The organism is Erythrobacter colymbi (assembly GCF_002155685.1).
In the GTDB taxonomy this organism is placed as follows: Bacteria; Pseudomonadota; Alphaproteobacteria; order Sphingomonadales; family Sphingomonadaceae; genus Erythrobacter; species Erythrobacter colymbi.
In genome coordinates this window covers 509,442-534,912 of the sequence record NZ_MUYK01000003.1, presented here as the reverse complement: position 1 = coordinate 534,912, position 25,471 = coordinate 509,442, and the positions used below count along the sequence as shown (strand labels likewise).

At 67.9% G+C, this 25,471-nt stretch carries 25 protein-coding genes; 10 read left to right on the top strand and 15 right to left on the bottom strand.

The genetic code is table 11. The features are described from left to right. Nucleotide 1 precedes the first annotated feature (1 nt). The 5 genes from cheB to BZF57_RS09225 all read right to left on the bottom strand — a co-directional run bounded on the left by cheB (nucleotide 2) and on the right by BZF57_RS09225 (nucleotide 6,077). Complete coding sequence (gene cheB / locus BZF57_RS09245) at nucleotides 2–1,099, bottom strand: chemotaxis-specific protein-glutamate methyltransferase CheB (protein ID WP_086736988.1); 1,098 nt, start codon at nucleotides 1,097–1,099, stop codon at nucleotides 2–4. An 89-nt stretch (nucleotides 1,100–1,188) separates the two neighbouring features. Beyond that, on the bottom strand, nucleotides 1,189–1,554 hold the full coding sequence (locus BZF57_RS09240; RefSeq protein WP_086736986.1) for a response regulator: 366 nt from the start codon (nucleotides 1,552–1,554) through the stop codon (nucleotides 1,189–1,191). Nucleotides 1,555–1,699: 145 nt separating this feature from the next. Further along, on the bottom strand, nucleotides 1,700–2,167 hold the full coding sequence (locus tag BZF57_RS09235) for a chemotaxis protein CheW (protein ID WP_086736984.1): 468 nt from the start codon (nucleotides 2,165–2,167) through the stop codon (nucleotides 1,700–1,702). Further along, entirely contained in the window at nucleotides 2,164–4,641 is a 2,478-nt protein-coding gene (locus tag BZF57_RS09230) for a chemotaxis protein CheA (RefSeq protein ID WP_086736982.1), read from the bottom strand. Before BZF57_RS09230 ends, BZF57_RS09235 begins: the two co-directional genes overlap by 4 nt. A 62-nt stretch (nucleotides 4,642–4,703) precedes the next feature. Next, complete coding sequence (locus BZF57_RS09225) at nucleotides 4,704–6,077, bottom strand: MATE family efflux transporter (protein WP_086736979.1); 1,374 nt, start codon at nucleotides 6,075–6,077, stop codon at nucleotides 4,704–4,706. Between the two features lie 95 nt (nucleotides 6,078–6,172). Between BZF57_RS09225 and BZF57_RS09220 the strand changes: the two genes are divergently transcribed. Genes BZF57_RS09220 through BZF57_RS09210 form a run of 3 tightly spaced genes read left to right on the top strand, consistent with a single transcriptional unit; the run spans nucleotide 6,173 to nucleotide 7,870 of the window. After that, a complete protein-coding gene (locus BZF57_RS09220; RefSeq protein WP_086736977.1) occupies nucleotides 6,173–6,937 on the top strand; it encodes a class II aldolase/adducin family protein in 765 nt (254 codons plus the stop codon). Between the two features lie 19 nt (nucleotides 6,938–6,956). Beyond that, nucleotides 6,957–7,514, top strand: coding sequence for a (2Fe-2S)-binding protein (locus tag BZF57_RS09215; protein WP_086736975.1), 558 nt, complete (start codon nucleotides 6,957–6,959; stop codon nucleotides 7,512–7,514). An 11-nt stretch (nucleotides 7,515–7,525) separates the two neighbouring features. Next, nucleotides 7,526–7,870 (top strand): arsenate reductase family protein, encoded by a 345-nt coding sequence (locus tag BZF57_RS09210; RefSeq protein WP_086737152.1) that lies wholly within the window; start codon nucleotides 7,526–7,528, stop codon nucleotides 7,868–7,870. A gap of 72 nt (nucleotides 7,871–7,942) precedes the next feature. Here the strand turns inward: BZF57_RS09210 and BZF57_RS09205 are convergent, their stop codons facing one another. Beyond that, a complete protein-coding gene (locus BZF57_RS09205) occupies nucleotides 7,943–9,307 on the bottom strand; it encodes an MFS transporter (RefSeq protein ID WP_240505918.1) in 1,365 nt (454 codons plus the stop codon). 8 nt (nucleotides 9,308–9,315) lie between these two features. Beyond that, nucleotides 9,316–10,164, bottom strand: a complete 849-nt coding sequence (locus BZF57_RS09200) for a glycerophosphoryl diester phosphodiesterase membrane domain-containing protein (protein WP_162290976.1) — start codon at nucleotides 10,162–10,164, stop codon at nucleotides 9,316–9,318. Between the two features lie 105 nt (nucleotides 10,165–10,269). On the opposite strand from BZF57_RS09200, the gene lipB reads away from it, so the two are divergent. Both lipB and BZF57_RS09190 read left to right on the top strand, forming a co-directional pair. Further along, complete coding sequence (gene lipB / locus BZF57_RS09195; RefSeq protein ID WP_206073231.1) at nucleotides 10,270–10,959, top strand: lipoyl(octanoyl) transferase LipB; 690 nt, start codon at nucleotides 10,270–10,272, stop codon at nucleotides 10,957–10,959. Further along, the gene (locus BZF57_RS09190) at nucleotides 10,956–11,261 is read left to right on the top strand and encodes a hypothetical protein (protein WP_086736971.1); all 306 of its coding nucleotides are present in this window, start codon (nucleotides 10,956–10,958) and stop codon (nucleotides 11,259–11,261) included. The genes lipB and BZF57_RS09190 overlap by 4 nt, the downstream gene beginning before the upstream one ends. Nucleotides 11,262–12,500: 1,239 nt before the next feature. Here the strand turns inward: BZF57_RS09190 and BZF57_RS09185 are convergent. Continuing rightward, a complete protein-coding gene (locus BZF57_RS09185) occupies nucleotides 12,501–13,613 on the bottom strand; it encodes an alkene reductase (RefSeq protein WP_086736968.1) in 1,113 nt (370 codons plus the stop codon). 68 nt (nucleotides 13,614–13,681) lie between these two features. Between BZF57_RS09185 and BZF57_RS09180 the strand changes: the two genes are divergently transcribed. Continuing rightward, entirely contained in the window at nucleotides 13,682–14,593 is a 912-nt protein-coding gene (locus BZF57_RS09180; RefSeq protein WP_086736966.1) for a DMT family transporter, read from the top strand. Here BZF57_RS09180 and BZF57_RS09175 read toward each other — a convergent pair. The 5 genes from BZF57_RS09175 to BZF57_RS09155 form a co-directional block, all read right to left on the bottom strand. Continuing rightward, on the bottom strand, nucleotides 14,590–16,182 hold the full coding sequence (locus BZF57_RS09175) for a hypothetical protein (protein ID WP_086736964.1): 1,593 nt from the start codon (nucleotides 16,180–16,182) through the stop codon (nucleotides 14,590–14,592). The genes BZF57_RS09180 and BZF57_RS09175 overlap by 4 nt on opposite strands. A gap of 79 nt (nucleotides 16,183–16,261) precedes the next feature. Further along, entirely contained in the window at nucleotides 16,262–16,633 is a 372-nt protein-coding gene (locus BZF57_RS09170; protein WP_086736962.1) for a hypothetical protein, read from the bottom strand. A gap of 4 nt (nucleotides 16,634–16,637) precedes the next feature. Then, nucleotides 16,638–17,639 (bottom strand): quinolinate synthase NadA, encoded by a 1,002-nt coding sequence (nadA, locus tag BZF57_RS09165; RefSeq protein WP_086736960.1) that lies wholly within the window; start codon nucleotides 17,637–17,639, stop codon nucleotides 16,638–16,640. 68 nt (nucleotides 17,640–17,707) lie between these two features. After that, on the bottom strand, nucleotides 17,708–18,490 hold the full coding sequence (locus BZF57_RS09160; RefSeq protein WP_240505917.1) for a hypothetical protein: 783 nt from the start codon (nucleotides 18,488–18,490) through the stop codon (nucleotides 17,708–17,710). Nucleotides 18,491–18,615: 125 nt separating this feature from the next. Continuing rightward, a complete protein-coding gene (locus tag BZF57_RS09155) occupies nucleotides 18,616–19,494 on the bottom strand; it encodes an MBL fold metallo-hydrolase (RefSeq protein WP_086736958.1) in 879 nt (292 codons plus the stop codon). A 202-nt stretch (nucleotides 19,495–19,696) separates the two neighbouring features. On the opposite strand from BZF57_RS09155, the gene BZF57_RS21220 reads away from it, so the two are divergent. Both BZF57_RS21220 and glpK read left to right on the top strand, forming a co-directional pair. Then, nucleotides 19,697–20,155 (top strand): immunity 22 family protein, encoded by a 459-nt coding sequence (locus tag BZF57_RS21220; RefSeq protein WP_162290975.1) that lies wholly within the window; start codon nucleotides 19,697–19,699, stop codon nucleotides 20,153–20,155. After that, entirely contained in the window at nucleotides 20,152–21,624 is a 1,473-nt protein-coding gene (glpK, locus tag BZF57_RS09145; protein ID WP_086736954.1) for a glycerol kinase GlpK, read from the top strand. Before BZF57_RS21220 ends, glpK begins: the two co-directional genes overlap by 4 nt. 140 nt (nucleotides 21,625–21,764) lie before the next feature. Here the strand turns inward: glpK and BZF57_RS09140 are convergent, their stop codons facing one another. After that, nucleotides 21,765–22,226 (bottom strand): DUF1465 family protein, encoded by a 462-nt coding sequence (locus BZF57_RS09140; RefSeq protein ID WP_086736952.1) that lies wholly within the window; start codon nucleotides 22,224–22,226, stop codon nucleotides 21,765–21,767. Nucleotides 22,227–22,362: 136 nt separating this feature from the next. Then, the gene (locus tag BZF57_RS09135; RefSeq protein ID WP_086736950.1) at nucleotides 22,363–22,572 is read right to left on the bottom strand and encodes a YdcH family protein; all 210 of its coding nucleotides are present in this window, start codon (nucleotides 22,570–22,572) and stop codon (nucleotides 22,363–22,365) included. A 284-nt stretch (nucleotides 22,573–22,856) separates the two neighbouring features. Here BZF57_RS09135 and BZF57_RS09130 point away from each other — a divergent pair, with 284 nt between their 5' ends. Both BZF57_RS09130 and ptsP read left to right on the top strand, forming a co-directional pair. Beyond that, the gene (locus tag BZF57_RS09130) at nucleotides 22,857–23,024 is read left to right on the top strand and encodes a YdcH family protein (protein WP_086736948.1); all 168 of its coding nucleotides are present in this window, start codon (nucleotides 22,857–22,859) and stop codon (nucleotides 23,022–23,024) included. A 117-nt stretch (nucleotides 23,025–23,141) separates the two neighbouring features. Beyond that, nucleotides 23,142–25,412: a phosphoenolpyruvate--protein phosphotransferase gene (gene ptsP / locus BZF57_RS09125; protein WP_086736946.1), complete on the top strand. Its 2,271-nt coding sequence runs from the start codon at nucleotides 23,142–23,144 to the stop codon at nucleotides 25,410–25,412. Nucleotides 25,413–25,471: the final 59 nt, after the last annotated feature.

Genomic DNA, 25,471 nt, shown 5'->3' with positions numbered 1-25,471 from the left:
CTTACCGCTGCGCCGGAGTGGCGGATGCGGTGGCGGCAGGGGCGCTGGCCTGGGCGGCGATGGCCTCGCCCAGCCGTTCGGGCGGGGCGATCATGCTGGCGAGGCCTGCGCGGGCGACGGCGCCGGGCATGCCCCACACCGCGCTGGTATCGGCGTCCTGCGCGTAGATCGTGCCGCCGGCATCGACCAGCGCCTGCGCACCGATCACGCCGTCGCGGCCCATGCCTGACAGGATCACGCCCAGCGCGCGGCCCTCGCAGACCTCGGCGAGGCTGGCGAGCATCGGGTCGACCGAGGGCGTGCAGCCGCTGGCGGCGGGTTCGGTGCTGATGCGGGTGACGAGGCAGCCCGATGCGGCCCCGCGGCGCACCACGATATGGCCGTGGCCGGGGGCGATGACGATCCGTCCGGGGGTCAGCATCAGTCCATCGGCGGCGATATCGGCCGGGCGGCCGCAGGCGCTTTCGATCTGGCGCGCGAAGACCGGCATGAAGCTGGAAGGCAGGTGCTGGGTGATGAGCAGCGGCACATCGAAATCGTGGCCGAGTCGCCGCAGCATCAGGCCAAGCGCATGGATGCCGCCGGTCGATGCGCCGATCGCGATCACCTCGGGGCGGCGCATCCGGCGCGAGAGGCCCGGACGCGCGAAGCTCGGCGCATCGGGTGCGGGCGCGGCGGGCGCGGGGGCCGCCGCTTCGATCTCGAGCGCGGCTTCACCCGGGCGGGTGCCGAGCGCGCGGATCTTGCGCAGCAGCGCGGCGCGGTAATCCTCGGTAAAGCCGCCCGGCCGCGGCTTGAGCAGCGTATCGGCCGCACCCATTTCCAGCGCGGCCAGCGTGTGTTCGGCCCCGTCGACCGTCAGCGAGGAGACGACCAGCACCTGCGGCTGGGCAGGCGTGGCGAGAATCGCGGGGAGCGCATCGAGCCCGCCGATCCCGGGCATCTCCAGATCGAGCAGCACCACATCGGCCGGCGTCTGGCCGAGCTGCGCGATCGCACCCTCGGCGCTCGATGCGGTTCCCACGATCACCAGCGCCGGATCGCTTTCGACCATGCGCTTGAAGATCGTGCGGACCGTCAGCGAATCATCGACGATCATCACCCGGATCGCGGCTGCCGCGCCGGCGTGGGCAAAGGGGCGCGCCCCGTTATTGACTCGGAGCGGGCGGGAAAGGGGAAGGGGACGCGTCACGCAAACCCGACGAGCTGCAGCTTGATCTGCAACGTCTCGTGATCGAAGGGCTTCATCACATATTCGTCCGCTCCGGCCTGGATCGCCTGGCGGATATGGGCGACGTCGTTCTCGGTGGTGCAGAACACGACCTTGGGCTTGTCGCCGCCCGGACGCTGGCGCAGCGCGACGAGGAATTCGATTCCCGTCATCACCGGCATGTTCCAGTCGAGCAGCACGACATCGGGCATGGCCGCATCGCAGGCATCGAGCGCGAGCCTGCCGTTCTCGGCTTCCTCGACGGCGAATCCGAGCGTTTCGAGGATATGCCTCGAAACCTTCCGGATGACGCGGGAATCATCGACGATGAGACACGTTTTCATGGAGCTGTCCTGCGATTGCACCCGGCAACCTAGGGCGCATTTGGTAAGGAATGGATTAAGGCGCGCGGCAATCTGTCCCGTTTTCCGGCCCATATGCGACCGGCCGCTGCCGCTCCGCCGCAATGCGGCGCGGGGCGGGCGCGGATCAGGCCGCGGCCTCAATCTCGCGGGCGGCGCTCTCGGGCCCGGTGAGCAGCGCGGCGAGATCGACCAGCAGCGCCGGGCCGGCCATCGTCTCGATCATGCCGATCGCGATGCGCGACCATTCGGGGCCGAACCCGCCCGGCACCTGCCCGGCCTCGCCCGCGGCGGTGGTGATGTCCTCGATCCCGTCGACGCGCAGGGCATAGGCATGGCCGCCCTCGGCGACGACGATGGCGCGGTGGTCGGTCGGCCAGTCGGCACCGGTGGCGCTGGCGGCGAGCCCGATCGCGTGGCGGCAGTCGATCACGGTAAGCGCCTGGCTGCGCAGCGCGGTGATCCCGGCGATCCATGCGGGGGCGCGGGGAATCGGGGTCACGGTGCCGATCTCGATCACCGACTTCACGTCGAGCGCCGAGAGCGCGCAGCGGCGTCCGGCGATCTGGGCGACGACGAGCAGGTCTCCGGTCATGCGGCTTCTCCTGCGGCATAGGCGTTGCGGGGCGCGGCGGCTGCGGCTGCGGCTTCGGCGAGCGCGGCGAGCAGGCCCTCGCGGTCATAGCGGTAGATCGTCGGGCTGCCGGCGGGGGCTTCGGGCTGATCGCGCAGGCGGATGACGCGCGCGGGCAGCGGGCGGCCGAGTGCCTCGGCGACTTCGTAGACGTCCTCGAACAGGATGCCGATCGCGCCCGGTTCGGCGGCGGCGGGATCGCCTTCGGACAGGATGTCGTATCCTGCCGCGGTGACCAGCGGGGCGAGGATCGCGCGCGCCCATTCGCCGGCGGGCAGCACGCAGCGCGGGCGCGCGGCGGCGACCGGCGGCTCGCCGTAGCGGGCGAAGAGCTCGTGCGCGTCGATCAGCGTGGCGGGCTTGCCGCCGATCAGCGTGATCGCCTCGACCAGCGGGTCTTCGGGCACGGGGGCGAGCGGGTGGGTCAGTTCGACCGCATCCTCGACCTCGCGCACGGCCTGGAGCACCTCGCAGGCCCCGTCCGACAGGCGCAGCAGGCGCACGCGGTGCTGGGTGAGCGGGGTATCGGGCAGGCCGATCAGCGGCAGGATCATCCCGTCGATCACCACGCGCGGGCGCGCGGCGGAGCGGTCGATCGCGGTGACGGGCGCGGTCTCGATCCGCTGCACCAGTTCGAGCCGCACGGCCGAGCGGCGTCCGGCGAAATCGGTGAACAGCATCGCGCGCTCGGCCGCCTCGGCGGCCTCGTCGGCGGTCTCCTCGATCGCGCCGATCACCCGCGCGCGGGCATCGGAGACGAGGTGGTGCTGCGCGGCGATATTGGCGACGTCGAGCAGCAGCACCGGGGTGCCGTCGTCGAGCAGGGTCGATCCGGCATAGAGTCCGGACTTCATCACCGCCGGCGCAAGCGGCTTGACCACCAGATCGCCGTGATTGTGGATGCCCTCGACCGCGAGCGCGAACAGATCGCCGCTGGCAAGGCGCAGCATCACCAGCGTCGGCTCGCGCCCCGTTCCGTCGGCAAGGCCGAGCACCTCGCCCAGCATCAGGCACGGCACGCGCACCCCGCGGAAGGTGACGAGCGCGGTTTCGCCCATACGGGTGAAGTCGAGTGCGCGGCTGGAGGCCTGGACGATTTCCTCGACATAGGATTGCGGGATGGCGAAGCGCTGGCCGCCCGCGTCCACCGTCAACCCGGCGATGATGCTGAGCGTGAGCGGGATCTGGAGCGTGAAGGTGGTGCCTTCGCCCGGCACGCTGCCGACCTTGATCGAGCCGCCGACCTTCTCGAGGTTCTGGCGCACCACATCGAGGCCGACGCCGCGGCCCGAGACATTGCTGACCGTCTCGGCGGTCGAGAAGCCGGGTTCGAAGATCAGGTTGAGGATCTTGTCGCGGGTCAGCCCCGCGCGCTCGGCTGCACCGACGAGGCCGGTGGCCACGCCCTTGGCGAGGATGCGTTCCTCGTCGAGCCCGCGCCCGTCGTCGGAGATGACGATGGAGATGGTGTTGCCCGATTGCCGCGCGGCGATGGCGAGCAGGCCGATCTCGCGCTTGCCCTGGGCAAGGCGGGCCGAGGGCGATTCGATCCCGTGGTCGATGGCGTTGCGGATGATGTGGGTGAGCGGATCGCGGATCGTCTCGATCATCTCGCGGTCGAGCTCGACATCGCCCCCGTCGAGATCGACCATCACCTGCTTGCCGAGTTCGGCGGAAAGGTCGCGCACGAGGCGGGGGAGGGCGCCGAACAGGGTCTCGATCCGCTGCATCCGCATCCGCGTGATCGCGTCGCGCACGTCGGAGAGGATGGTGGTGAGGCGCTCGAACGGGCCGTCGATGGTCGGCTGGGTGCCGGCCTGGCGCAGGCGGTGGGCGAGGTCGTTGCGGGCGAGCACCATGTCCGAGACGCCGCTCATCACGCGGTCGAGCAGTTCGACCGGCAGGCGGATGGTGCGCTGGGCGGCGGCGGGATCGGCGCGGCGGCCGTTCGGGACGATGGTGGCGGCAGGGTCGTCGCTGGCGGGGCCTAGCGCGGGTTCAGCGGCGCCTTGACCCCCGTCAGACCCCCTCTCGACCCCCTCCAGACCCTCGCCGGTGGGTGTTTCATGTGAAACATCGAGCGCCGCGATAAGGGCCTCGTCGCCGCCTTCGGGAAAGGGTTCGCCCGCTTCGATCGCGTCGATCATCTGGGCGATGCGGTCGATGATGGCGAGCACCCCGGTGACAAGGTGCCGGTCAGGATCGCGCCGCCCCGCGCGGCAATCAGCGAGTGCATCCTCGGCGGCGTGGGAGAGATTGGCGAGGCGCGGGAAATCGAAGAAGCCGCAATTGCCCTTCACCGTGTGGACGAAGCGGAAGATCGCATCGAGGCGCGCGCGGTCGGCCGGATCCGCCTCCCAGGCGACGAGTTCGCCACCGGAAGCTTCCAGCATCTCGCGGGTCTCGGCGATGAAATCCGCCAGCAGATCGTCCATGCGTGTGCGCGCCCTCTTTCGCTGTGCGGGAGGGCTATGCGGCAGGGTTGGTTAACAAGCGCCTAGCGCGCGGCTCCCAAAGCGGGAGTGCGGCGGGTGAGGATATAGCGCACCAGCACCACTGCGGACGCCGCGCCGAACAGGTTGGCGCACAGCTCGGCGGTGTAGATCGCCGACGAGCCCATCGAGGGCTGAAGCACGAGTGCCACCGGCAGCATCACCAGAAACACCCGCGCGATCGACTGGCCGAGGGCAAAGCCCGCCTTGTCGACCGCATTCATGATCCCGTTGCCGACGATCAGCAGCCCGAAGCCGGCATAGCCCCAGGCGGCGATCTTGAGGTAGAGATCGAACTCGCGGACCACCGCCGCATCGTCGGTGAACACCCGTCCGAAGGTCGCGCCCGCGGCCATCATGGCGAAGGCGACGGCAAGGCCCCAGGCGATGCAGAAGCCGAAGGCATAGCGCACCGCCTCGCGCGCGCGGTCGATCCGGCCTGCACCCCAGTTCTGCCCGACGATCGCGCCGATTGCGCCCGACAGGCCGAGCAGCGGCACCAGCACGAGGCTCTGGAGCCGCCCTGCCGCGCCGAAGCCCGCCACCGCCGCCTCGCCCTCGAGCGCGATGCGCGAGGTCAGGACGGCAAGACCCAAGGGATTGATCGCATTGGAGAAAGCTGCGGGCAGCCCGACCCTGATGATCGCCTTGGCGTTGTCCAGCAGGTCGCAGTTCTTCAGCAAGCCGAGATTGAGCGGCAGCGGCGTGCCCCGCAGCAGCCACAGCGCGCAGGCGACCCCCATCGCCCAGCCGATCCCCGTCGCATAGGCCGAGCCCGCGATGCCGTAGCCCTCGAACCCGAAGGCGCCGGTGATCAGGATCGGGTTCAATACCCAGTTGGCGGCGGCAAAGGTGATCGAGACCGTGCTGGTGCGCTTGGCCTCCCCCTGACCGCGCAGCACCCCGTTGAAGCCCATGATTGCAAGGCTCAGCGGGAAGATCATCGCATAGGGCGCCATATAGGCGCGGATCAGCGGCATGAGGTGCGCGGGCGCGTTCATCAGCGCGAAGATCGGGTCGATCAGCAGCCAGAGGGACAGGCCCATCACCAGCCCGCACAGGCAGGCGAACACGATCCCGAAATTGGCGCGCCGCGCGGCCTTGGCGAAGTCGCCTTCGCCCAGCGCGCGGGCGACCACCGAATTGATCCCCACCATCACCCCGACCCCCAGCGAGGTGCACGCGACCGAGACGGGGAAGATGAAGCTGATCGCGGCGAGCGGCGCGCTGCCGAGCTGGCCGACGAAATAGGCGTCGATGATCCCTACCGACATGATCGCAGCCACCCCGATCACCGCCGGAAGCGTCTGGCTGACCAGATGGCCGGGGATGCTGCCTGTGACCAGCTTGGCGGTGGAGGAAGATACAGGCGACGTCATGCGTTCAAGCGGCCTAGCGGGGCCGGCTGCGGCTTGCAAAGCATTCCCTCGCCATGCGATAGCGGGGCCAAGCGAAGACGGAGAGGAACCGCGTCATGGCAACCCAGCTCAAACCGACCATCGAATGCAGCCCGGAAGAGTGGCAGGCGCGGCTCGATCTTGCCGCCTGCTATCGCATCTTCGATCACCTCGGTTGGTCGGAATCGATCTACAACCACATCTCGGTGAAGGTGCCGGGCGAGAAGGACACCTTCCTCATCAACCCCTTCGGGCTGCTCTATTCGGAAGTCACCGCCAGCAACCTCGTCAAGATCGATGTCGAGGGCAACAATGTCGGCGGATCGCCCTACATGGTGAACAAGGCGGGCTTCACCCAGCACGCCTATTTCCACAAGCACCTCGGCGGCCGCGCGGATGCGATCTGCCACGTCCACACCACCGCGACCATGGCCGTGGCGAGCCACAAGGACGGGCTGCTCCCGATCAATTTCTACGCCTGCAATTTCCAGGGCCAGATCGGCTATCACGACTTCGAGGGCGTCACCGTGCGCCCCGAGGAAGGCGAGCGGCTGGTCAAGAACCTCGGCAACCACACCATCCTGATGCTGCGCAACCACGGCCCTGTCGTGATGGACCGCACGATTCCCGGCATGTTCGTCAAGATGTGGGCCTTGCAGCGCGCCTGCGAGATCCAGGTCGCCGCGCTCAGCATGGGCGATCCGATCCTCGTGCCGCAGGAGGTGGTCGACGTCCACCAGCGCGACCTTTCGGTGATGCAGGGTCAGGGCGGAGCAGGGCTGTTCGATTTCGAGGCGTGGAAGCGCAAGATCGACAAGATCGACGACAGCTGGCGCCAGTAAGCATCTGCAAGAGCACGCCATGTCGCGCATGACCGTCAACGAGCGGCCGGTCGAGTTCGACCTCGATCCGCGCATGCCGCTGCTCTACGCGCTGCGCGAGGCGATGAACCTCACCGGCACCAAGGCCTGCGGCGGGGGCGGGGCGCAGTGCAACGGGGCGTGCATGGTGCTGGTCGACGGGGTGGCGCTGCGTTCCTGCGCGATCACGCTGGCCGAGGCCGAGGGGCGGCTGATCACCACGATCGAGGGGCTGAGCCGCGACCGCTCGCACCCCGTGCAGCAGGCGATGGTGGCGCAGGGCGCGATCCAGTGCGGATATTGCACGCCCGGCCTTGTCATCTCGCTCGCCGCGCTGATCCAGCGCAATGCCGCGCCGACGGCGGAGGACATCGAGGGGGCGGTGCCCAATATCTGCCGCTGCGGGGTCTATCCGCGGCTGGCGAAGGTGATCGAACAGGCGGTGCGCGTGGCGCAGCGGCAGGAGCGCGTCAGCGCCGCCCCCGCGCCTGGCATCAGCAGCGCGGATGCAGCCAAGGCGGTGCCCGCGCTGCGGGTTCCGGAGGCGGAGGGGCAATAGCGATGGCGAAAATGAAGGCGACGATCTGGCACAACCCGGCCTGCGGCACCTCGAGGAAGACGCTCGCGATCCTCGAGAGCCTTTCGGGTGTCGAATTGACGGTGGTCGAATATCTCAAGGAGCCCCCCACCGCGCGCAAGCTCGCGCAGCTCTACCGCGACGCCGGGATCACCCCGCAACAGGGCCTGCGCCTGCGCGGCACGGATGCAGCGGAGCGCGGGCTGCCCGATGCGGACGATGCGACAGTGCTCGCTGCGATGGCCGAACAGCCGATCCTGATCGAGCGACCCTTGGTGGAGACCGAGAAGGGCGTGAGGCTTTGCCGGCCGCAGGATATCGTTCTCGAAATTCTCTAACCTTCCGTTCGTGTCGAGCGTAGTCGAGACACCTTGCGAAGGCCTCTCGACTACGCTCGAGGCGAACGGGCGTTATGTTCGGTCCTTCGTAAGATCCCGGTCGGCCTGAAGCTTGAACCACCCGTGCGCGAGCACGATCACGCACAGCGCCACGATCAGCCCGAAGCCCAGCCAGTCCGAATGGCCATAGAGCCACACGCCCAGTGCCGGGGCGTAGATGTAGCTCGCCCCCGCGATGCTTGCGACGATGCCGCTTGCCTGCCCCTGCTCGGCGCGGGTCACGGCGAGCGAGGTGCCGGCGGTCGTCCCCGGGCGGAACAGGCCGAAGCCGAGCGAGGCGATGGCATAGCCCAGTGCGATCAGGTGCAGGTCGCCCGCTACGGCGAGGATCATCGTGCCCAGCGCTGCGGCGGCAATGCCCCACAGGCTCGCGGCGCGCGGGCCGAGGTCGAAGCGCGGGATCAGGCCCCACTGCGCGAGCAGGGTGGCGATCGCGCCCGCCATCAGCACGATGCCGACCGGCCCCGCACCCGCATCGGGCGTCTCGCGCAGGCCCAGCCGGTCGAGCACGAGGAAGCCCGAGATGCCCTGCACCATCGCCTGCGCATGGCCGCCGACGAGGCCCGCGAAGACCCACGGCCGCAGGCGCGGATCGCGCCACGAGAGGCGCGGGGTCTCTTCCTCCTCCGGCCCCTCCTGCGCGGGCTGCGGATCGACCGGCGCGCCCGAGGCGCTGGCATAGGGTGCCGCCTGGCCCCGCGCGGCGAATTGCGGCGTGTCGTTTGGCAGGCGCAGCCGCAGCAGCACCAGCGCGACGAGGCCGATCGCGGCAAAGCACAGGAACGGCCCCGTCAGCCCCAGTCCGAGGAACGGCACCACCATCAGCGGCGCGAGCGCGGGGCCGATCACCGTGCCGAGGCCGAAGCTCGATGCGATCAGCGAGAGCGCCTGCGTCCGCTCGGCGCGCGGTGTCCTCGAGGCGACATAGGCCTGCACCGCCGGCGGGGCGGCACTGCCGAAGCCGCCGTAGAGGCTCCGTGCCAGCGCGAAGGCGATCAGCGTCCAGAACGCCGTCAGCCAGCCCGAAAGCCCCGCCCACAGCGCCGCACCGCACAGCACGAAGCTGGTGATGAAGCCCGAAAGCCCCAGCGCCATCATCGCCTTGCGGCCCCGCTTGTCCGAGCGCCTTGCCCAGAACGGCGCGCACACCACCCACAGCAGCGCCGACCAGCTGTAAGCGAGGCTGATCCACACATCCTCGACCTTCAGCGCCGTGCCGATCGAGGGCATCACCGATTGCATCGCGGTGTTGCCCGCCGCGGTCACCAGCATCACCATGAACAGCAGCGCCATGCGCGCAGGCGGGATCGCGCCCGGCGACGGGGCGGGCGGCGCGGCGTGGTTTGCGCGGCTCAGATCGGGGTCGGTCTCCGCCACGGCCCGCCTTATTCGAAGGTCTCCGCCAGCGCCCCGGTCGAGGGGCCGGCGAGCTGACGGTGGATCGCGGCGGTCACCACGAGGAAGATCACGGTCACCACCGCGTTGACGATCCCCGCCACGATGTCGATGCCGATGCTCGCCACCGGCTCCCCGAAGGCGGTGAGGATCAGGCCGAGAATGCCCGAAACCAGCGCGGCAATGATCCCGATGGTGAACATCAGCAGGAACAGGAACAGCAGGATCCGCACGCTGTTACCCTTGGTCAGCCGCCACGAGCGCGCCAGAGCGGCGAAGGGATTGAGCACGCCCTCGATCGCGATCACCGGCGCGGTCAGGCTCAGGCGGATGAACAGCCAGAGCGCCACCACGACCAGCGCCAGCCCCACCAGCGCCACGACCGCAGGCGGCGCGACCACCCCCAGCAGCCCGATCACGACGCCGAACACCACCGCGACCCCGATCCCGCTGACGAGCTGCGCGGCGACATAGGACGGGATGCTCTTCAGCCCCGTCGCCAGCGCCTCGCCCACGGTCGGATTGCCGCGGTCGGTCAGCAGCGCGAACAGCGCCATCGAGCCGATGAACTGGACCACCGAAAGGAGGATCATCAGCGGCCAGAACTCGGCATAGAGCGCGCTCACCCCGTCGATCAGCGCACGGAAGGCGACCTGCGGATCGGCGCCCGAGGAGCTCGCCGCAGCCGGGGGCGTGAGCTCGGGAATGAACACCCCGCCCGCGAAGGAGGGCAGGAAGAAGAACAGCCCCGCAATCGCTGTGATCGTCTCGCGGTTGGTGCCGATAAGGCCGGTCGCCTGCGTCCAGGCCTTGCCCATGTCGAGTTTGCGGTTGGTCATGTGGTGCGGTTCCGATCCCTGGAGTGCGCCGGGCGCCGCACCGGGAGGCTTCCCGCTGCGCATTCGCCTCTTGATCTCGGCGTTCAATGCCCCCACCGGTGCGCCATGGCAAGCACTGCACCAGCCGCTGGCGGCGCATTTCCCATCGAATGGCGGTGCGAGACCGCGCAGGTGCCCTATGCCGCCGCTCTGGCGGAGATGGAGGCGCGGAACACCGCCGTGTTCGAAGGGCGCGCGGCCGAGCTCGTCTGGCTGCTCGAACATCCCCCCGTCTACACCGCCGGCACCAGCGCCGACCCCGCCGAACTGGTCGATCCGCGCTTCGAGGTGGTCGAAGCCGGGCGCGGCGGGCGCTACACCTATCACGGCCCCGGCCAGCGGATCGGCTATCTGGTGCTGAACCTCGCCGAGCGCGGCAAGGACGTGCGCTGCTTCGTCCACGCGATCGAAGGCTGGGTGATCGCGACGCTCAAGACGTTCGGCGTCGAGAGCTGGCGGGCCGAGGGCCGCGTCGGCATCTGGACGCGCGACATCGACGGCTCCGAGGCCAAGATCGGCGCGATCGGCGTGCGCGTGCGGCGCTGGGTGACGATGCACGGCTTCTCGGTCAACCTCGACCCTGACCTTTCGCACTTCGGCGGGATCGTCCCCTGCGGCATCGCCGAATACGGCGTCACCAGCCTCGCACGGCTTGGCCTCACGGTCTCTGCCGAGGAATGGGACGAGGCGCTGATCGCGGCCGCTCCGGATTTCCTTGACGCCTTGGACGCAGCGGCGAAAAGAGCCTGCCGATGAAACGCGCTCTTGCCCTTTTCCTGCCGCTTGCGCTCGCTGCCTGCGACCAGCAGGCCGCCGCGCCTGCCGAACAGGGCGGCGCGGCCTCGGGCGAGGTGCTGCCGGCAACGGTCAGCGACGCGATGATCCCCTTGGAGCAGCTCGACTCGCAAGCCCCCCTCGCGCCCCGACAGGTGCAGGCCGATGGCGAGAACATCGACGCCGAACAGCCCGAGGTGACCCCGGTGGAAGGCATCGATGCCGCGCCTGCGCCGGGCGAGGCACCAGCCGCGCCTGCACCCGCCGCGCCGCCCGCACAGTAAGAACACCCGCCGGGGCTGGCCCCGCGCATGGCCTCACGCGATGACAGCTTTCGGGCGTCAGGCCGGGCGGCTTCGATGGCGGGAAGTGGGTGGGAAGTTGCCGTTTGCTCAGTGTTCCGAGGGTCGCAGAGCTCAGAAAATGAAAACGGGTGCCCGATCACCGACCGGACACCCGCCTCAGCATTCTCGAACCTTTATGGGCAGCAGCTCATAGCTGCATCACAGCAAGCGAGGACAAGGTCGCAGCAAGACATAGCCAGACTGGCAACCTGATCAGGCGCTGCGGCAAACGCTGCAGAGCTGGAACCAAGCAGCACGGCTGCAACAATGATGTATTTTTTCATGATAACAACTCCGTTGAAATGAGAATGAATCCATCATTGGGCTATTCGAGGAGGCGGGGGATCGGGACCTCCCGACGAAATTTTCAGACATGCCGGCTCATGAGGATGACGATCGGCGGAAGCTTTCCCGCGCGCTTCGACTTCTTGGATGGGAGATGCGGGGAAAGACTGGCACAAAGCTATGCAACAGGCTCGACATTGCTGGTGCTCGCCAGCGATGCAGTCGCCACAGTCTCCCTTGTGGTCATCCATCGCCGCCAATGGAGCACAGCCGTCCACGGCATACGCGGTTTCCAGCGGAAGTAGCGCCGCCAGTACAAGCGCAAGATATACGACGAGATGGCGGGGCATTGGCATAGCGATACACTGATATTCGCCAGCCTCAAGTTAATGGTTACAAGCTCATGACGACAACGGGGTCGATAGCTGAACGTCAGGTTATGGCCGGAGCAAGGCCTAAGCCGCCATCCTCCCCTCTCGTCGCCCCGTGCTTGACACGGGGTGAGGCTTTTCTTCCTTGCTCTCCGAAGGAGATGCAGCCAAGCCCCGTGTCCCCGACGTTCAACCTTCGGTTGTGCTTCGCAACCGCCGGGGCAGGCAAGCACAGCGCGACGAGGGGAGATTTTCCTACACGCCCGCCAGCCGCTACGATGCGACCGGCTCTTTCCCATCGTTCTGCCCGGCCTGCGAGGCCGTTTGCCGTCTGGGGCGCGTTTTCCGCCTGTGTCCCCGTGTCCGTCCGCTTGAGCTGAGCGGCTGTTACTTACTGTAAATTAAAGGAAAATAGCGCGGTCGCAAAGCGGACACCGTGTCCGCTTTGTCCGCTTTGTGCCGCTCTATGACACTGTCGCTTGAAGCCCGGCAGCGCCCGCTATCGAGCGCTGCCGGGGCACAATCACTCCGCCGCTTCGGCCTGTTCCTCGGCGAGGGTCGGGTAGTCGGTGTAGCCTTGGGGAATCGGGAAGTACCAGCTCTTGGGCACGTCCTTGTTGGGGTTCCAGTGCGCGCCCGCCGCGATCCGCTTTTCGAGATCGGGGTTCGAGATGTAGGGGCGGCCGAAGCTCACCGCGTCGCACTTGCCGCTTACCACATCGGCCTCGGCCTGTTCGGCGGTGTAGTCCGAGTTGAGGATCAGCTTGCCGGTGTAGATCTGGCGGATCAGCGGGCTCTGCTTGGGCACGTCGGTCTGGCCGAAAGTGCCGTCCGGCCCGGGCTCGCGCAGTTCGACGAAGGCGAGGCCGAGTTCCTCGCACACCTTGGCCGCGGCGCCGAAGGTCGCGGGCGGGTTGCTGTCATCGGTCCCTTGCGAATCGCCATTGGGCGAGAGGCGGATGCCGACGCGGTCCGCGCCCCACACGTCCACCAGCGCTTCGAGCACCTCGCGCATGAAGCGGGTGCGGTTCTCCGGCGAGCCGCCGTAGCTGTCGGTGCGCAGGTTGGTCTTGTCGCGCAGGAACTGGTCGACGAGGTAGCCATTCGCGCCGTGGAGCTGCACCCCGTCGAAGCCCGCCTTCTTGGCGTTCTCGGCGGCGCGGCGATAGTCGGCGATGGTGCGCTTGATGTCCTCGAGGGTCATCTCGCGGGCCTGAGCATAGGGCTGCTTGCCGGTCGGCGTATGGGCCTCGCCCGGCGCGGTGGTGGCGCTGGCGGAGAAGGGCGGCTCGCCACCCAGGAAATAGGGGTGGACGATGCGGCCCATGTGCCACAGCTGCATGACGATGAGGCCGCCCTCTTCGTGCACGGCCTTGGTGGTGGCCTTCCAGGCTTCGGTCTGCTCGTCGCTCCAGATGCCCGGCGCGCTCGGCCAGCCGAGGCCTTCGCGGCTGATGCCGGTCGCTTCGGTGAGGATCATGCCCGCGCCCGCACGCTGGCGGTAATAGAGCGCCATCAGCTCGTTGGGGACGAACATCGGCTCGGCCGCGCGGCCGCGGGTGAGCGGGGCCATGTGGATGCGGTTCTTGGCGTGGAGCGCGCCCATCTGGAGCGGCTGGAACAGGGCATCATGCATCGGGGAAAACCTCCTGTTGGTTATGCTTTGGGTTAGGCACTTGGGGCCCGCGAGGCTAGGGCGCAAGCATGGAAAATGAGGGTGTGACCCAAGAAGAAGTTGCTGGCACCCGCCCCGATGCCGGCGCGCATCCCGCCCGCTGGCTGCTGCTGGTGGCGCTGTTCGGGGGGAACGTGGCGCTGGCGATCGGCCCGTGGTTCGTACGGATCGCCGACACCGGCCCGGTCGCGGCGGGGTTCTGGCGGCTGTTTCTGGCGCTGCCCTTCATGGTGGTGCTCGCCCGCGCGAACGGCCAGCGGCTGACGGGGATCCCGGCGCGGACACTGGCGCTGGTGGCGCTGGGCGCGGTGACCTTCGCGCTCGATCTCGCCAGCTGGCACATCGGCATCGCCATGACCCGCATCGGCAATGCGACGCTGTTCGGCAATGCCGGGTCGATCGTGCTCCTGTTCTGGGGCTTTCTGGTGGCGCGCACCCTGCCCGGACGGCTTGAGGCGTTGGCGATCGTCTTCGCGCTCACCGGCGCGGCGATCCTGATGGGACGCAGTCTCGAGATCAGTCACGAGACGTTGGTGGGCGACCTGTTCTCGGTCGCGGCGGGGCTGCTTTATGCGGTCTACCTGCTGACGCTCCAGAACGCGCGCGGCGCTTTCGGGTCGTGGAGCCTGCTTGTCTGGGTGAGCATCTTCGGCGCGCCGGTGCTGCTGGGGATCGCGCTGCTGCTGGGCGAGCCGGTCTGGCCGCAGGCGTGGGGGCCGGTGATCGGACTGTTCGTCCTCAGCCAGCTGGTGGGGCAGGGGCTGATGGTCTTCGCGCTCAGGTATTTCCCGCCGCTGGTGGTGGGCCTTGCCCTGCTGACCCAGCCCGCGGTCGCCTCGATCTACGGCTGGCTGGCGTTCGGCGAGGTGCTCTCGCCGCTCGACATCGTCGGGATGCTGCTGGTGGGCGCGGCGCTGGCGGTGAGCCGGGCGAAAAGCTAGCCCTGTCCGCCGGGCCGCTCGGGCGCAGGGTCGGCATCACCGGCGTCCGCTTCCAGAGCCTCGTCCGCTGGCGTGTTGGCGGGGACGTCCTCCGTCTGAGCATCGGCCTCCGCCTCCGCCGCATTGGGATCGACCGGATCGGGATCGGCCTGCACCGCGGCCGCCGGAGGTGCTGCTTGCACCTGGCCGGTCTTACCCGCGTTCGAGAAGATGTTCCCCGCGATCGATTCCAGCCACATGTTGACCCGTTCGGAGAACATCCCCGAAAGGAAGCCGAAGGCGGCGAAGGAGGAATAGTTCGCCGAGCTGGCGCTGCCCGTGCCGCCCGCCTGAAACACGGCGAGCCCGCCGAACAGGATCAGGAACACCGACAGGCCCGCAAAGGAACCCGAGAACGCGGTCGGTACGAAAGCCGCCTGCCGCCCGCCGACCACCCGGCGGCGGGTCTCGGCGAGCCCGGGCGTATTGAACCGGCCGAGCGCATAGCGGCTGGTGCCGCCGACCGCTCCCGCGATCGAGGTCAGCAGGCCGAGCACCAGTTCGGGCTGGAGCTTGAGACCGCGCCCGAGCACGGTGAAGTTCAGGAAATCGCTGATCTCGGGAAACAGGTTGCGCAGTTGGAGCGGGCTGAGCCCGACTGGCCGCGCGGGTTCGGCGGCGTTTTCGGCGACATCCTCGCCCTGCGCCGCTTCCTGCGCCTCGGGGGAGGCGGTGCTCTCTTCGCTCACCCCGTCGATCTCGTCTTCGAGCTGCTTGATGTCGGATTGCAGCAGGTCGATCTTCGATTGCAGTTCGATGCCCTTCTTCCAGGCCACCGCGTTGCTTTCGGTGACCTTCTGCGCCTCGCTCTGCGCCTTGACCAGTTTCTCGACCAGCGCGTCGGAGATGGTCTGGCGGTCGCGTCCGCTCAGGCACAGCTGCACCACGTCCGATATTTCCGCCGCCGGGATGTTCTGGTTGTACTCGGCATACTGGTTGTAGAGCTTCGCCGCGCCCGGACACACCGAGGCACTGCCTGCGCTTGGCGTGGCGGTAGCGGCCGGTGTCGCCGCGGCGGCGGGAGAGCCGGCAGGGGCAGGCGCTGCGGAGGTGGCTGCGGCCTCGTCCACGTCGCCCCCGCCACCTTCGGCCCGCGGCGCGGCCGGCACATCATTGACCGACTTCAGGCTGACCGCCTCGCCGACCAGCGCCTTGTTGTAGGTGTTGGACGCGGCAAGATCGGTGCGGCCCGAATTGATCAGGAATTCGGTGAAGATCTCGCGGTAGACCTCGTTGAGGCGCAGATGCGCGGTCGAGATTTCCGGATCATCGATGATGTTCTTCGAATTCTCGATCTCGACCTGGCTGAGCTCCTGCTTCTTGGCCTTGATGGTCGCCAGCGCCGCGTCGACCTTCTCGACCGTGGCAATCAGCGAGAAGAGCGAGTGGCCGCTGAAGTCGGTATCCTCGAGACGCTTGATAGTCGTGTTCTGAAGCGCCGCGATCGAGAACGTGTACCAGAACACGACCAGCAAGCAGAGCACGACGACCACGCGCCAGATGATTGTCAGTTCGCCCTGCTCGGACGCCGAATCGCGCTTGGTGTTCATCGCTTTTACCCCCCCCGCATCGCAGTATAGGGCAAAAGCCATTGCTTAAAAGCGGCTTTTCCGCTGGCCAATCAAGGGGTCAGGCGCGCTTTGCCGACCGTGTCGGGCAGACCGGCAGGCCCGCGATCTGCTGTGCCACGGCCGCCTGCCGCTCCCGGGCAGAGAAGCCCGCATGAGCACCGACATAGGCGACCAGCCCGTGGGCGTGCCATGCGCTCGACCGGCCTCTCTCGCCGGCAATATGCGCCTGGATGCCGCGTACGAAGGCGCGGTCGGCGAGGGCTTCGCGGCGGGCAGCATGGGCGGGGGCGAGGCACGACCACACCGGCCGAGCAAGAGCGCCTTCGTCTACCGCCGCGCGCACCTTGAGGCTCGCCCACAGCGCGAAGAAGAGCGCGGCGAGCACCAGCCCGCCCGCGACCCATCCGGTCAGCCGCAACGCGCGCGCCACCGGCTCAATCCCCGCTGAACCGCACCTTGCCGAGGTCGCCCATGCCCACGGTGCCGCTCGCCATATCGAGCATGCGGTCGAGGCTGCGCTTCGCCTTGAGGCGGATGCCTTCCTCGATCTCGATCTGCGGCGAGAGATCGCGCAGCGCCACGTAGAGCTTCTCCATCGTGTTCAGCGCCATGTAGGGGCAGATGTTGCACGAGCAGTTCCCGTCCGCACCCGGCGCGCCGATGAAGGTCTTGTCGGGCAGGGCCTTCTGCATCTGGTGGATGATGTGCGGCTCGGTCGCCACGATCAGCGTGTCGCCGGGGAAGGTCTTGGCGAAGGAGAGGATGCCGCTGGTCGAGCCCACGTAATCCGCGTGGTCGATGATCGTCGGCGGGCATTCGGGGTGCGCGGCAATCGGCGCGCCGGGGTATTGCTCCTTGAGCTTCAACAGCTCGGTCTCGGAGAAGGCCTCGTGGACGATGCACACCCCGGGCCACAGCAGCATCTCGCGATTGAACTTGCGCGCGAGATAGCCGCCGAGGTGCCGGTCGGGGCCGAAGATGATCTTCTGCTCGGGCGGGATCTGGGCGAGGATCGTCTCGGCGCTGGAGCTGGTGACGATCACGTCCGAGAGCGCTTTCACTTCCGTGGAGCAGTTGATGTAGGTCAGCGCGATGTGATCGGGGTGCGCCTCGCGGAAGGCGCGGAATTTCTCGGGCGGGCAGCTATCCTCCAACGAGCACCCGGCGTCCATGTCGGGCAGGATCACGGTCTTCTGGGGCGAGAGGATCTTGGCGGTGTCGGCCATGAACTTGACCCCGCAGAAGGCGATCACGTCCGCGTCCGTCGCCGCCGCCTTGCGCGAGAGCTCGAGCGAATCCCCCACGAAGTCGGCGATGTCCTGGATGTCGGGCGTCTGGTAGTAATGCGCGAGGATCACCGCGTTGCGCTCCTTGCGCAAGCGGTCGATCTCGGCGAGCAGGTCGGCGCCGGTGGGGTTGCGGGTCAGCAGGCTCATCGGTCAGTCCCCATGCAATCAGGAACGGCCGATATAGGCGCTGGCGAGCGATTATCGAGCGAAAACCGTCACCCGCCGAAGCCCGGCGGCAGGAACGGCGCCATCGGCCGCCCGGCCCCCGGGGTGCCTGCGATCAGCCATTCGGTGAAGGCATAGCCAACGGGCGAATAGGCGATCAGCATCGAGACCGCGAACACGCCGACATTGATCCCCATGCCCCACCAGTACGCCGGATGCACCCGGCCATGCCGCCGCCAGTCGGTCCACATCCCGATCAGCGGCCAGATCCAGGTGATCACGATCGAGACCGGCCAGGCATAGGGGATCAGCAGCGGCGCGGGGATGATCCGCCCGAGGCCGGGGCCGGTGAGGATGCTCATCGCCACCAGCATCAGCCGCCGGTGCCAGCCCTGATGCCGCCGCACCCGCAAGGCCCACAAGGCCAGCCCCCCGAAGCAGTAGAGCCCCATCGCATTGCTGATCACGAATTCGTTGACCGCGAAGAAGAACGGCCCCCCGCGCGCCTGCGCCGAGTGCACCATCACAGCCGTGCCCGCCACCATCATCACCGGAATGACGACATAGGCCGCGCGCCCCAGCTGGCGGTGCAGCGCGACATTGCCGCTCGCGATGCTGATCGCCTGCGCCGCATAGAGCCCGAGCCACGCCATGAAGATGATGCCGTGCGCGTGGACCGTCGCCGGCTCGGCAAAGCTCGACCGGCCCAGCGCGAGATTGAGCACGAAGCCCGAAACGGTCGCGGCGCACATGACCAGCGCCATGATGGTGAAGAAGCGCGTGTCGGATCGCCCGGCAGCCGGACGCGGCGTGTCAGTGGAAAGTGTGGCCATGGTTCCCCCCATCGGCATGCGGACGCGACCCCGCGTGTATTATTGGCCTAATACGCGGAGTGCCGGAGAATGGGAAGCGCGATTGATCCGGCCCGCATCGACGCTTCGTCGATGGCCGCGGCGGATCACACCACGCGCCAGACCTCGCCGTCGCGCCCCGCCATCCCCCGCTTCTCCAGATCGAGCAGATGCGCCGTCACGCTCATCTCGGCGGCCCCGATCAGGCGCGGGTCGAGACCCTTGTACATTTCGGGGATGAAGCCGCTGACGGGGCGCGATTGCTCGGCCAGCAGGCGCAGGATCTGCGCCTCGCGCTGGCGGCGGTGGCCGATCATGCCGCGCACCAGTTGCTTCGGCTTCTCGATCGCCGCGCCGTGGGCGGAGTGGTAACGCACATCCTCGCGCGCCATCAGCTTCTCGAGGCTCGCCATGTAATCGCCCATATCGCCGTCGGGCGGGATGACGACGCTGGTCGACCAGCCCATCACGTGATCGCCGGTGAACAGCGCACCGCTCTCCTCCAGCGCGAAGCACAGGTGGTTCGAGGTGTGCCCCGGCGTGGCGACGGCGGTGAGGGTCCAGCCGGTGCCGCGCATCCCCTCGCCGTCCACAAGCACGCGGTCGGGGGCATAGGTCGGGTCGAAAGCCTCGTCCGAGCGCGGCCCGTCGACCGCCAGCACCAGCGGCGCGCAGCCGACGATGGGCGCGCCGGTCTGCGCGGCGAGCGGCGCGGCGGCGGGCGAGTGGTCGCGGTGCGTGTGGGTGCACATGATCGCGAGGATTGTGCGGCTGCCCACAGCGGCGAGGATCGCGGCGATGTGATCGGCCTCGTCCGGCCCCGGATCGATCACCGCGCAGTCCGGCCCGTCCGCCATCCCCACCACATAGGTCTGGGTGCCGGTGAAGGTATAGGGCGAGGGGTTGGGGGCGAGCACACGCTTGACCAGCGGCTCGATGTCCTCGGCAAGGCCGGTGGGCCAGGGCTTTTCGGGGATGGTGACCATGCGCCCCATTTGGGCCTGTGCCGCCTTATCGGCAACCCCCGCTCCGGACTTGATCCGGGGCCCCGCTGCCTTTCCGGATGGGGAAAGCTGGAAGATAGCTGGGTCCCGGGTCAGGCCCGGGACGGGGAAGGGCTGCAAATGGTGTCTCGACTTCGCTCGATCCAAACGGATATGGCAATCGCGAGAGAGGAAGTCGGCGCCTATGGCCTCGCAAGCGGCACAACCAACGAGATCTTGGCTTAGTCAATTCTGGGCTGGCCATTTCCAGAGCGACGCCGCTTTTGAGGCATTCGTGAAGGAGGATCACGAAACCTTCTATTCCGACGCGAATGACGAAGGCGACGGTCCGTTGCCACTGTCGCAATTTGCCGGGTCGCAAGGTGAACGCCGGTACGATCACGACTTCATGGAAGTCGGCAAAGTCGACACGAGCACTGTGCCGACCGAGGCGATTTGCGCCTCCTATAGCGAGCAATGGGCTGAGGAATTTGTTCGCCGCGCCACCGCTGCCGCTATGATCCTGACCCACTTCATCATGGTTGTTGTTGACCGCTCGGCTGACGGGCAGGAGCGACGACAATTTCCACACCCGACCTCCTTCTCTGGCCCGGATTTTGCGCTGATTTATCTCGGCGAAATTGAATACAAGGACCACCAATGAGCGACTACATCCTCGTGCTCGACGAAGGCACGACCTCCACCCGCGCGATGCTGTTCGCCTCGGACGGCGTGCTGGTCGCCTCCGCGCAGGAGCAGCTGACGCAGCACTATCCGCAGGCGGGCTGGGTCGAGCATGATCCGCGCGAAATCTGGGACAAGACGCTCGCCTGTGCGCAGGCCATCATGCCCAAGGCGGGCGGGGCGGCGATGATTGCCTGCATCGGCATCACCAACCAGCGCGAGACCGTGGTGGCGTGGGACCGCCAGACCGGTGAGCCGCTGACCAACGCCATCGTCTGGCAGGATCGCCGCACCGAGCCCTTCTGCGCCGAGCTGCGCGCGGGCGGCCACGAAGCGGGGGTGCAGGAGCGCACCGGACTGCTGCTCGACCCCTATTTCTCGGGCACCAAGATGCGCTGGATGCTCGACAACGTCGCCGAGGTGCGCGCGGCGGCGGAGAAGGGCACGCTCGCTTTCGGGACGATCGAGAGCTGGCTGGTGTTCAAGCTCACCGGCGGGGCGGCACACATCACGGACGCGAGCAACGCCAGCCGCACACTGTTGATGGGGCTGGAGGACGGCCAGTTCGACGAGGGGCTGTGCGACCTGTTCGGCGTGCCGCGCGCGGCATTGCCGGGGGTGGTCGATACCTGCGGCCCGCTCGCCATGACCGCGACCGACCTGTTCGGACGCAGCATCCCGATCACCGGCCTCGCGGGCGACCAGCAGGCCGCGACCGTGGGGCAGGGCTGCCTCGCGCCCGGCCAGACCAAGGCGACCTATGGCACGGGGGCCTTCGTGCTCACCTGTCAGGGCGGGCGCATTCCGCGCTCGAAGAACCGCCTGCTCGGCACGGTGCTGACCCAGCTCGATGGGCAGCGCACCTATGCCATCGAAGGCTCGGTCTTCGTCGCCGGGAGCCTGGTGCAGTGGCTCAGGGATTCGCTCGGCATCGTCGAAGTGGCCTCCGAGACCGAGGCGCTCGCGCGCTCGATCCCCGACAGCGGCGGCGTGGTGATCGTGCCCGCGCTGGCGGGGCTCGGCGCACCGCACTGGCGGGCCGAGGCGCGCGGCGTGATCGCGGGGCTCTCCTTCGCGAGCGGCAAGGCGCAGCTCGCGCGCGCGGCGCTGGAGGCGATGGCGCACCAGACCCACGACCTCGCCACAGCCTTCGCTGCCGATGGCGCGCCTTGGGCCAGCTTGCGGATCGATGGCGGGATGTCGGCCAACGACTGGATGGCGCAGGATCTGGCCGACGTGCTCGGCATCACGGTCGAGCGGCCCGGTTTCGTCGAGACCACGGCGCTTGGCGCGGCGATGCTGGCGGCGGCGGGGGCGGGGCTCTATCCCGATCTCGCGAGCGCCTGCCAGACGATGCGCGGGCGGCTCTCGACCTTCGAACCGACGATGGCGGATGAGGTCAGGGACGCGCGGCTGGCGGCATGGCGCAAGGCGCTGGCGGCGGCGTGAGCCAGAGGGTGCTCATCGCGGCTTCGCGCGGACCCAGCGCGGGCTAGCACCCCTCCAGACCCCTTCCAGACCCCCTCTAGCCTCGTCCAGACCCCCGCTTTTCGCGATGTTTCGCGTGAAACATTGCCGGGGTGGGGGTGCTAGCCGAGCCGGCCGAGTTCGCGTCCGATCCGGTCCTGAAAGACCCGCACCGGCGAGGTCATCTCGAAATGCTGGCGCCACGCCTCGTCCAGCCGGGCGATGCGCTGGTGGAGCTTCTCGGTATCGGCGATCAGCGCCCGGGTCTCGGGCTCGAGCAGGGCCAGCTGGCCAGCGTCCGACCCGCGATCGGGCGGCAGCGCGCCGTGAAGCCGAACCTGGTTCTCGGACAATTCGCCTGAAAAAAGAGCGCGTTGGTTAAGAAGCCACGCGAGCACGTGCATCATGCGGGTGGTGGTCTTGAGACCCTCGGTCGAGAGCGCGAGGCGCACGAAGGCGTCCTCCCCCGCGATCGGCTCGCGCACCCCGGCGGCAAACACCGCGCGCACTTCGTCTGCCAGAACAAGCGCTTCGGTGTAGAGCGCCTCGATGATCGGGCGCGAAAGATTGGTGGTGCGAGCCATGGGCGGGGAGAATACGCCTGCCGGAGGCGGCTCGCCACTATGGTATGGTTACTTTCCAAGCAATTTTCACATCCGTCCCTTCCGGGAACAGATTTAGGATTCTGGTAAGGATGAAGGGCGCGGGCGGGGCGGTTCCCTACGCGATGATGTCCGGCAGCAGTGTGTCCTCGATGATCGCGATCTGGTCCTTCAGGCGCAGCTTGCGTTTCTTGAGGCGGGCGATCTGGAGCATGTCGGCGGTCGCAGAACCACGCGCCGCCTCGGTCAGGGCGGTGATCGCGGCGTCGAGGTCGCGATGCTCGGTCTTGAGCAATTCGAGCTTTTTCCTGAGCTCCTGCTCGGTCATGCCAGCCCCTGATTCCTTACTCCGGCCTCTGTCAGCCGTCCCAATGCCGCGTGTCGCTACGCGTTCCCGCAAGGATTGGGTAGAGCCTCGACGCGTTTTTGCGCCGCTGCGGAGCGAATGCCGGCCCACCGCTCGTCGCACGCCGCTGCGGATGCGCCGCTTAAGGAATGATCAGGGCTTTGCAACCTAGCCTTGCTGTGGTTCTTTCGAACCTGCGGCCCGGCCGCATGTCGGCCGAGTCGCCTGCCCGGGGGCATCCCCCCGCTTAGACAGGAGAACGCCCTATGGCATCGACCGCAGTGTCCTCGCATCTCAACGCCCTCCAGACCAAGCACGCCGGCCTCGAAGCCCGCATCCGCGAAGAACTGGCCCGGCCCGTGCCCGACACCGCGACGATCCAGTCTCTCAAGAAGCAGAAACTGCGACTGAAGGAAGAAATCGCCGGCGTCTGACCGGCGCGGATCGCTGCGACCCGGCCCTGAAGGGGGCCGGGCGGGCGGCGCGATGTTGCCCTTTGGGCGATCAGGGGTTTTGCATTTGCCGCGCGGAATGAATACACCCGCGGGGACATGACCGCTGCCGCCGCCGCCCGCCAGATCCTGACCCGCCTGACCGAGGTGATGGCCTCGCGCCTCCACGCGCAGGGCAAGCTCGACCAGGTGGTCGAGATTATCGGCGAATGCCTGTCGAGCGAGGTCTGCTCGATCTATCTGCTGCGCGAAGGGATGCTCGAACTCTTCGCCACCCGCGGCCTCAACCAGAGCGCGGTGCACGTCACCCGCATGGCGATCGGCGAGGGGCTGACGGGCGCGATCGCCAAGAAGGTCGAGACGCTCAACCTCGCCGAGGCCAAGGCGCACCCCGACTTCCAGTACCGCCCCGAAACGGGCGAGGAAAAGTTCCACTCCTTTGCGGGCGTTCCCATCGTCTACCGCGAGCGCGCGGTGGGCGTGCTGTGCGTCCAGCACGTCGAGCCGCGCCGTTACGAAGAGGTCGAGATCGAGGCGCTTCAGACCACCGCCATGGTGCTGTCCGAACTGATCGCCAATGCCGAGCTGATCGACGAGGAACAGGCGCTCGGCCTCACCGCCGAGATGACCGGGCCGCAGACGCTTTCGGGCCTGACGCTGGTAAAGGGTCTCGGCGCGGGCCACGCGGTCTACCACCAGCCGCGCGTCGAGATCACGCAGGTCATGGCCGAGGACATCGAGGCCGAACGCCAGCGCGTCTACCGCGCCTTCGACAAGATGCGCGAGCAGATCGATACCCTCGCCAGCCAGGCGGAGTTCGGCATCGGGGGCGAGCACGAGGAGGTGCTCGAGACCTACAAGATGTTCGCCTATGACGAGGGCTGGTCGCGGCGCATCAACGAGGCAATCGACAGCGGTCTCACCGCCGAGGCCGCGATCGAGCGCGTGCAGCAACACACCCGGATGCGGATGCGCGAGATCGACGATCCGCTGCTCGCCGACCGGATGCACGACCTCGAAGACCTCGCGAACCGCCTGCTGCGGATCGTGGCGGGGCAGGTCGGGACCGCGGCCAGCCAAGGCCTGCGCCGCGACACGATCCTGATCGCGCGCAACCTCGGCCCCGCCGAGCTGCTCGAATACGACAAGCGGCGGCTGAAGGGGGTGATCCTCGAGGAAGGCTCGCTCACCGCCCACGTGGTGATTGTCGCGCGCGCGATGAACGTCCCCGTGATCGGCCGGGCCAAGGGCGTGCGCACCACGATCCGCGAGGGCGACGAGATCCTGCTCGATGCGAGCGCGGGCAGCGCCATCGTCCGCCCGCTGCCGCAGGTCGCCGATGCCTTCCAGACGCGCTTCGCCAAGAGCCGCGAGAAGCAGGCGCAATATGCGGCATTGAAGGACGTCGAGCCCTTCACCCGCTGCGGCACCCGCATTCAGGTGATGATGAATGCCGGCCTGCGCGACGACATGACCGCGCTGGCGCTGACCGGCGCGGACGGCGTCGGCCTGTTCCGCACCGAATTCCAGTTCCTCGTTTCGGCCACCCTGCCGCAGCGCGAGCGCCAGACGCGGCTCTACCGCGACGTGCTAGATGCGGCGGGCGACAAGCCGGTGATCTTCCGCACGGTCGATATCGGCGGGGACAAGTCGGTGCCTTACCTCGCCTCCGAGATCGCCGCGCAGGACGAGAACCCGGCGATGGGCTGGCGCGCGCTGCGGCTTGCGCTCGAACGCGAGGGTCTGATGAAGATCCAGGCGCGCTCCCTGCTGGAAGCCGCCGCCGGACGCTCGCTCTATGTCATGTTCCCGATGGTCTCCGAGCCGTGGGAGTTCGACGCCGCCAAGCAGGTGTTCGACGAACAGCTGGCCTTCCTGCGCGCGCAGAAGAAGCTGCTGCCCGAACGCATCCATTTCGGCGCGATGCTGGAAGTGCCCGCGCTCGCCGAAGTGCTCGACATGCTGCTGCCGCGCCTCAGCTTCCTGTCGATCGGGACCAACGACCTCACCCAGTTCCTGTTCGCCGCCGATCGCGCCAACCCCAAACTGGCCGAGCGCTACGACTGGCTCAGCCCCTCGATCCTGCGCTTCCTGCGCCGTGTGATCCAGAACAGCATCGGCAGCGGCGTGGACATCGGCGTGTGCGGCGAGATGGGCGGTCGCAGGCTCGAGGCGCTGGCGCTGTTGGGGATCGGCTACCGCCGCCTCTCGATCACGCCTGCCGCCGTCGGCCCGATCAAGGAACTGGTGCGCAAGGTTGACCTTGCCGAGCTCACCGCCGCGATGAACGGCTGGCTCGCCAATCCGGGGCCGAACCTGCGCGAACAGCTATCGGCCTGGGCCGACGCGCGCGACATCGAATATGATTAAGGCCGCCTTGCGGAGAAGCGTGCGGCGGGCGCGACAGCATGCTAAGCCAACGCTTGACA

What these genes read in the sequence shown, in the direction of transcription:
- BZF57_RS09130 (WP_086736948.1), top strand. Translation starts at nt 22,857, where the DNA reads ATGGCATCGACCGCAGTGTCCTCGCATCTCAACGCCCTCCAGACCAAG.
- nadA (WP_086736960.1), bottom strand. Translation starts at nt 17,639, where the DNA reads ATGAGCCTGCTGACCCGCAACCCCACCGGCGCCGACCTGCTCGCCGAG.
- BZF57_RS09180 (WP_086736966.1), top strand. Translation starts at nt 13,682, where the DNA reads ATGGAAAATGAGGGTGTGACCCAAGAAGAAGTTGCTGGCACCCGCCCC.
- glpK (WP_086736954.1), top strand. Translation starts at nt 20,152, where the DNA reads ATGAGCGACTACATCCTCGTGCTCGACGAAGGCACGACCTCCACCCGC.
- cheB (WP_086736988.1), bottom strand. Translation starts at nt 1,099, where the DNA reads ATGATCGTCGATGATTCGCTGACGGTCCGCACGATCTTCAAGCGCATG.
- BZF57_RS09175 (WP_086736964.1), bottom strand. Translation starts at nt 16,182, where the DNA reads ATGAACACCAAGCGCGATTCGGCGTCCGAGCAGGGCGAACTGACAATC.
- BZF57_RS09235 (WP_086736984.1), bottom strand. Translation starts at nt 2,167, where the DNA reads ATGACCGGAGACCTGCTCGTCGTCGCCCAGATCGCCGGACGCCGCTGC.
- BZF57_RS21220 (WP_162290975.1), top strand. Translation starts at nt 19,697, where the DNA reads ATGGCCTCGCAAGCGGCACAACCAACGAGATCTTGGCTTAGTCAATTC.
- BZF57_RS09210 (WP_086737152.1), top strand. Translation starts at nt 7,526, where the DNA reads ATGAAGGCGACGATCTGGCACAACCCGGCCTGCGGCACCTCGAGGAAG.
- BZF57_RS09220 (WP_086736977.1), top strand. Translation starts at nt 6,173, where the DNA reads ATGGCAACCCAGCTCAAACCGACCATCGAATGCAGCCCGGAAGAGTGG.
- lipB (WP_206073231.1), top strand. Translation starts at nt 10,270, where the DNA reads ATGGCAAGCACTGCACCAGCCGCTGGCGGCGCATTTCCCATCGAATGG.
- BZF57_RS09215 (WP_086736975.1), top strand. Translation starts at nt 6,957, where the DNA reads ATGTCGCGCATGACCGTCAACGAGCGGCCGGTCGAGTTCGACCTCGAT.
- BZF57_RS09155 (WP_086736958.1), bottom strand. Translation starts at nt 19,494, where the DNA reads ATGGTCACCATCCCCGAAAAGCCCTGGCCCACCGGCCTTGCCGAGGAC.
- BZF57_RS09160 (WP_240505917.1), bottom strand. Translation starts at nt 18,490, where the DNA reads ATGGCCACACTTTCCACTGACACGCCGCGTCCGGCTGCCGGGCGATCC.
- BZF57_RS09200 (WP_162290976.1), bottom strand. Translation starts at nt 10,164, where the DNA reads ATGACCAACCGCAAACTCGACATGGGCAAGGCCTGGACGCAGGCGACC.
- ptsP (WP_086736946.1), top strand. Translation starts at nt 23,142, where the DNA reads ATGACCGCTGCCGCCGCCGCCCGCCAGATCCTGACCCGCCTGACCGAG.
- BZF57_RS09225 (WP_086736979.1), bottom strand. Translation starts at nt 6,077, where the DNA reads ATGACGTCGCCTGTATCTTCCTCCACCGCCAAGCTGGTCACAGGCAGC.
- BZF57_RS09140 (WP_086736952.1), bottom strand. Translation starts at nt 22,226, where the DNA reads ATGGCTCGCACCACCAATCTTTCGCGCCCGATCATCGAGGCGCTCTAC.
- BZF57_RS09230 (WP_086736982.1), bottom strand. Translation starts at nt 4,641, where the DNA reads ATGGACGATCTGCTGGCGGATTTCATCGCCGAGACCCGCGAGATGCTG.
- BZF57_RS09190 (WP_086736971.1), top strand. Translation starts at nt 10,956, where the DNA reads ATGAAACGCGCTCTTGCCCTTTTCCTGCCGCTTGCGCTCGCTGCCTGC.
- BZF57_RS09135 (WP_086736950.1), bottom strand. Translation starts at nt 22,572, where the DNA reads ATGACCGAGCAGGAGCTCAGGAAAAAGCTCGAATTGCTCAAGACCGAG.
- BZF57_RS09240 (WP_086736986.1), bottom strand. Translation starts at nt 1,554, where the DNA reads ATGAAAACGTGTCTCATCGTCGATGATTCCCGCGTCATCCGGAAGGTT.
- BZF57_RS09185 (WP_086736968.1), bottom strand. Translation starts at nt 13,613, where the DNA reads ATGCATGATGCCCTGTTCCAGCCGCTCCAGATGGGCGCGCTCCACGCC.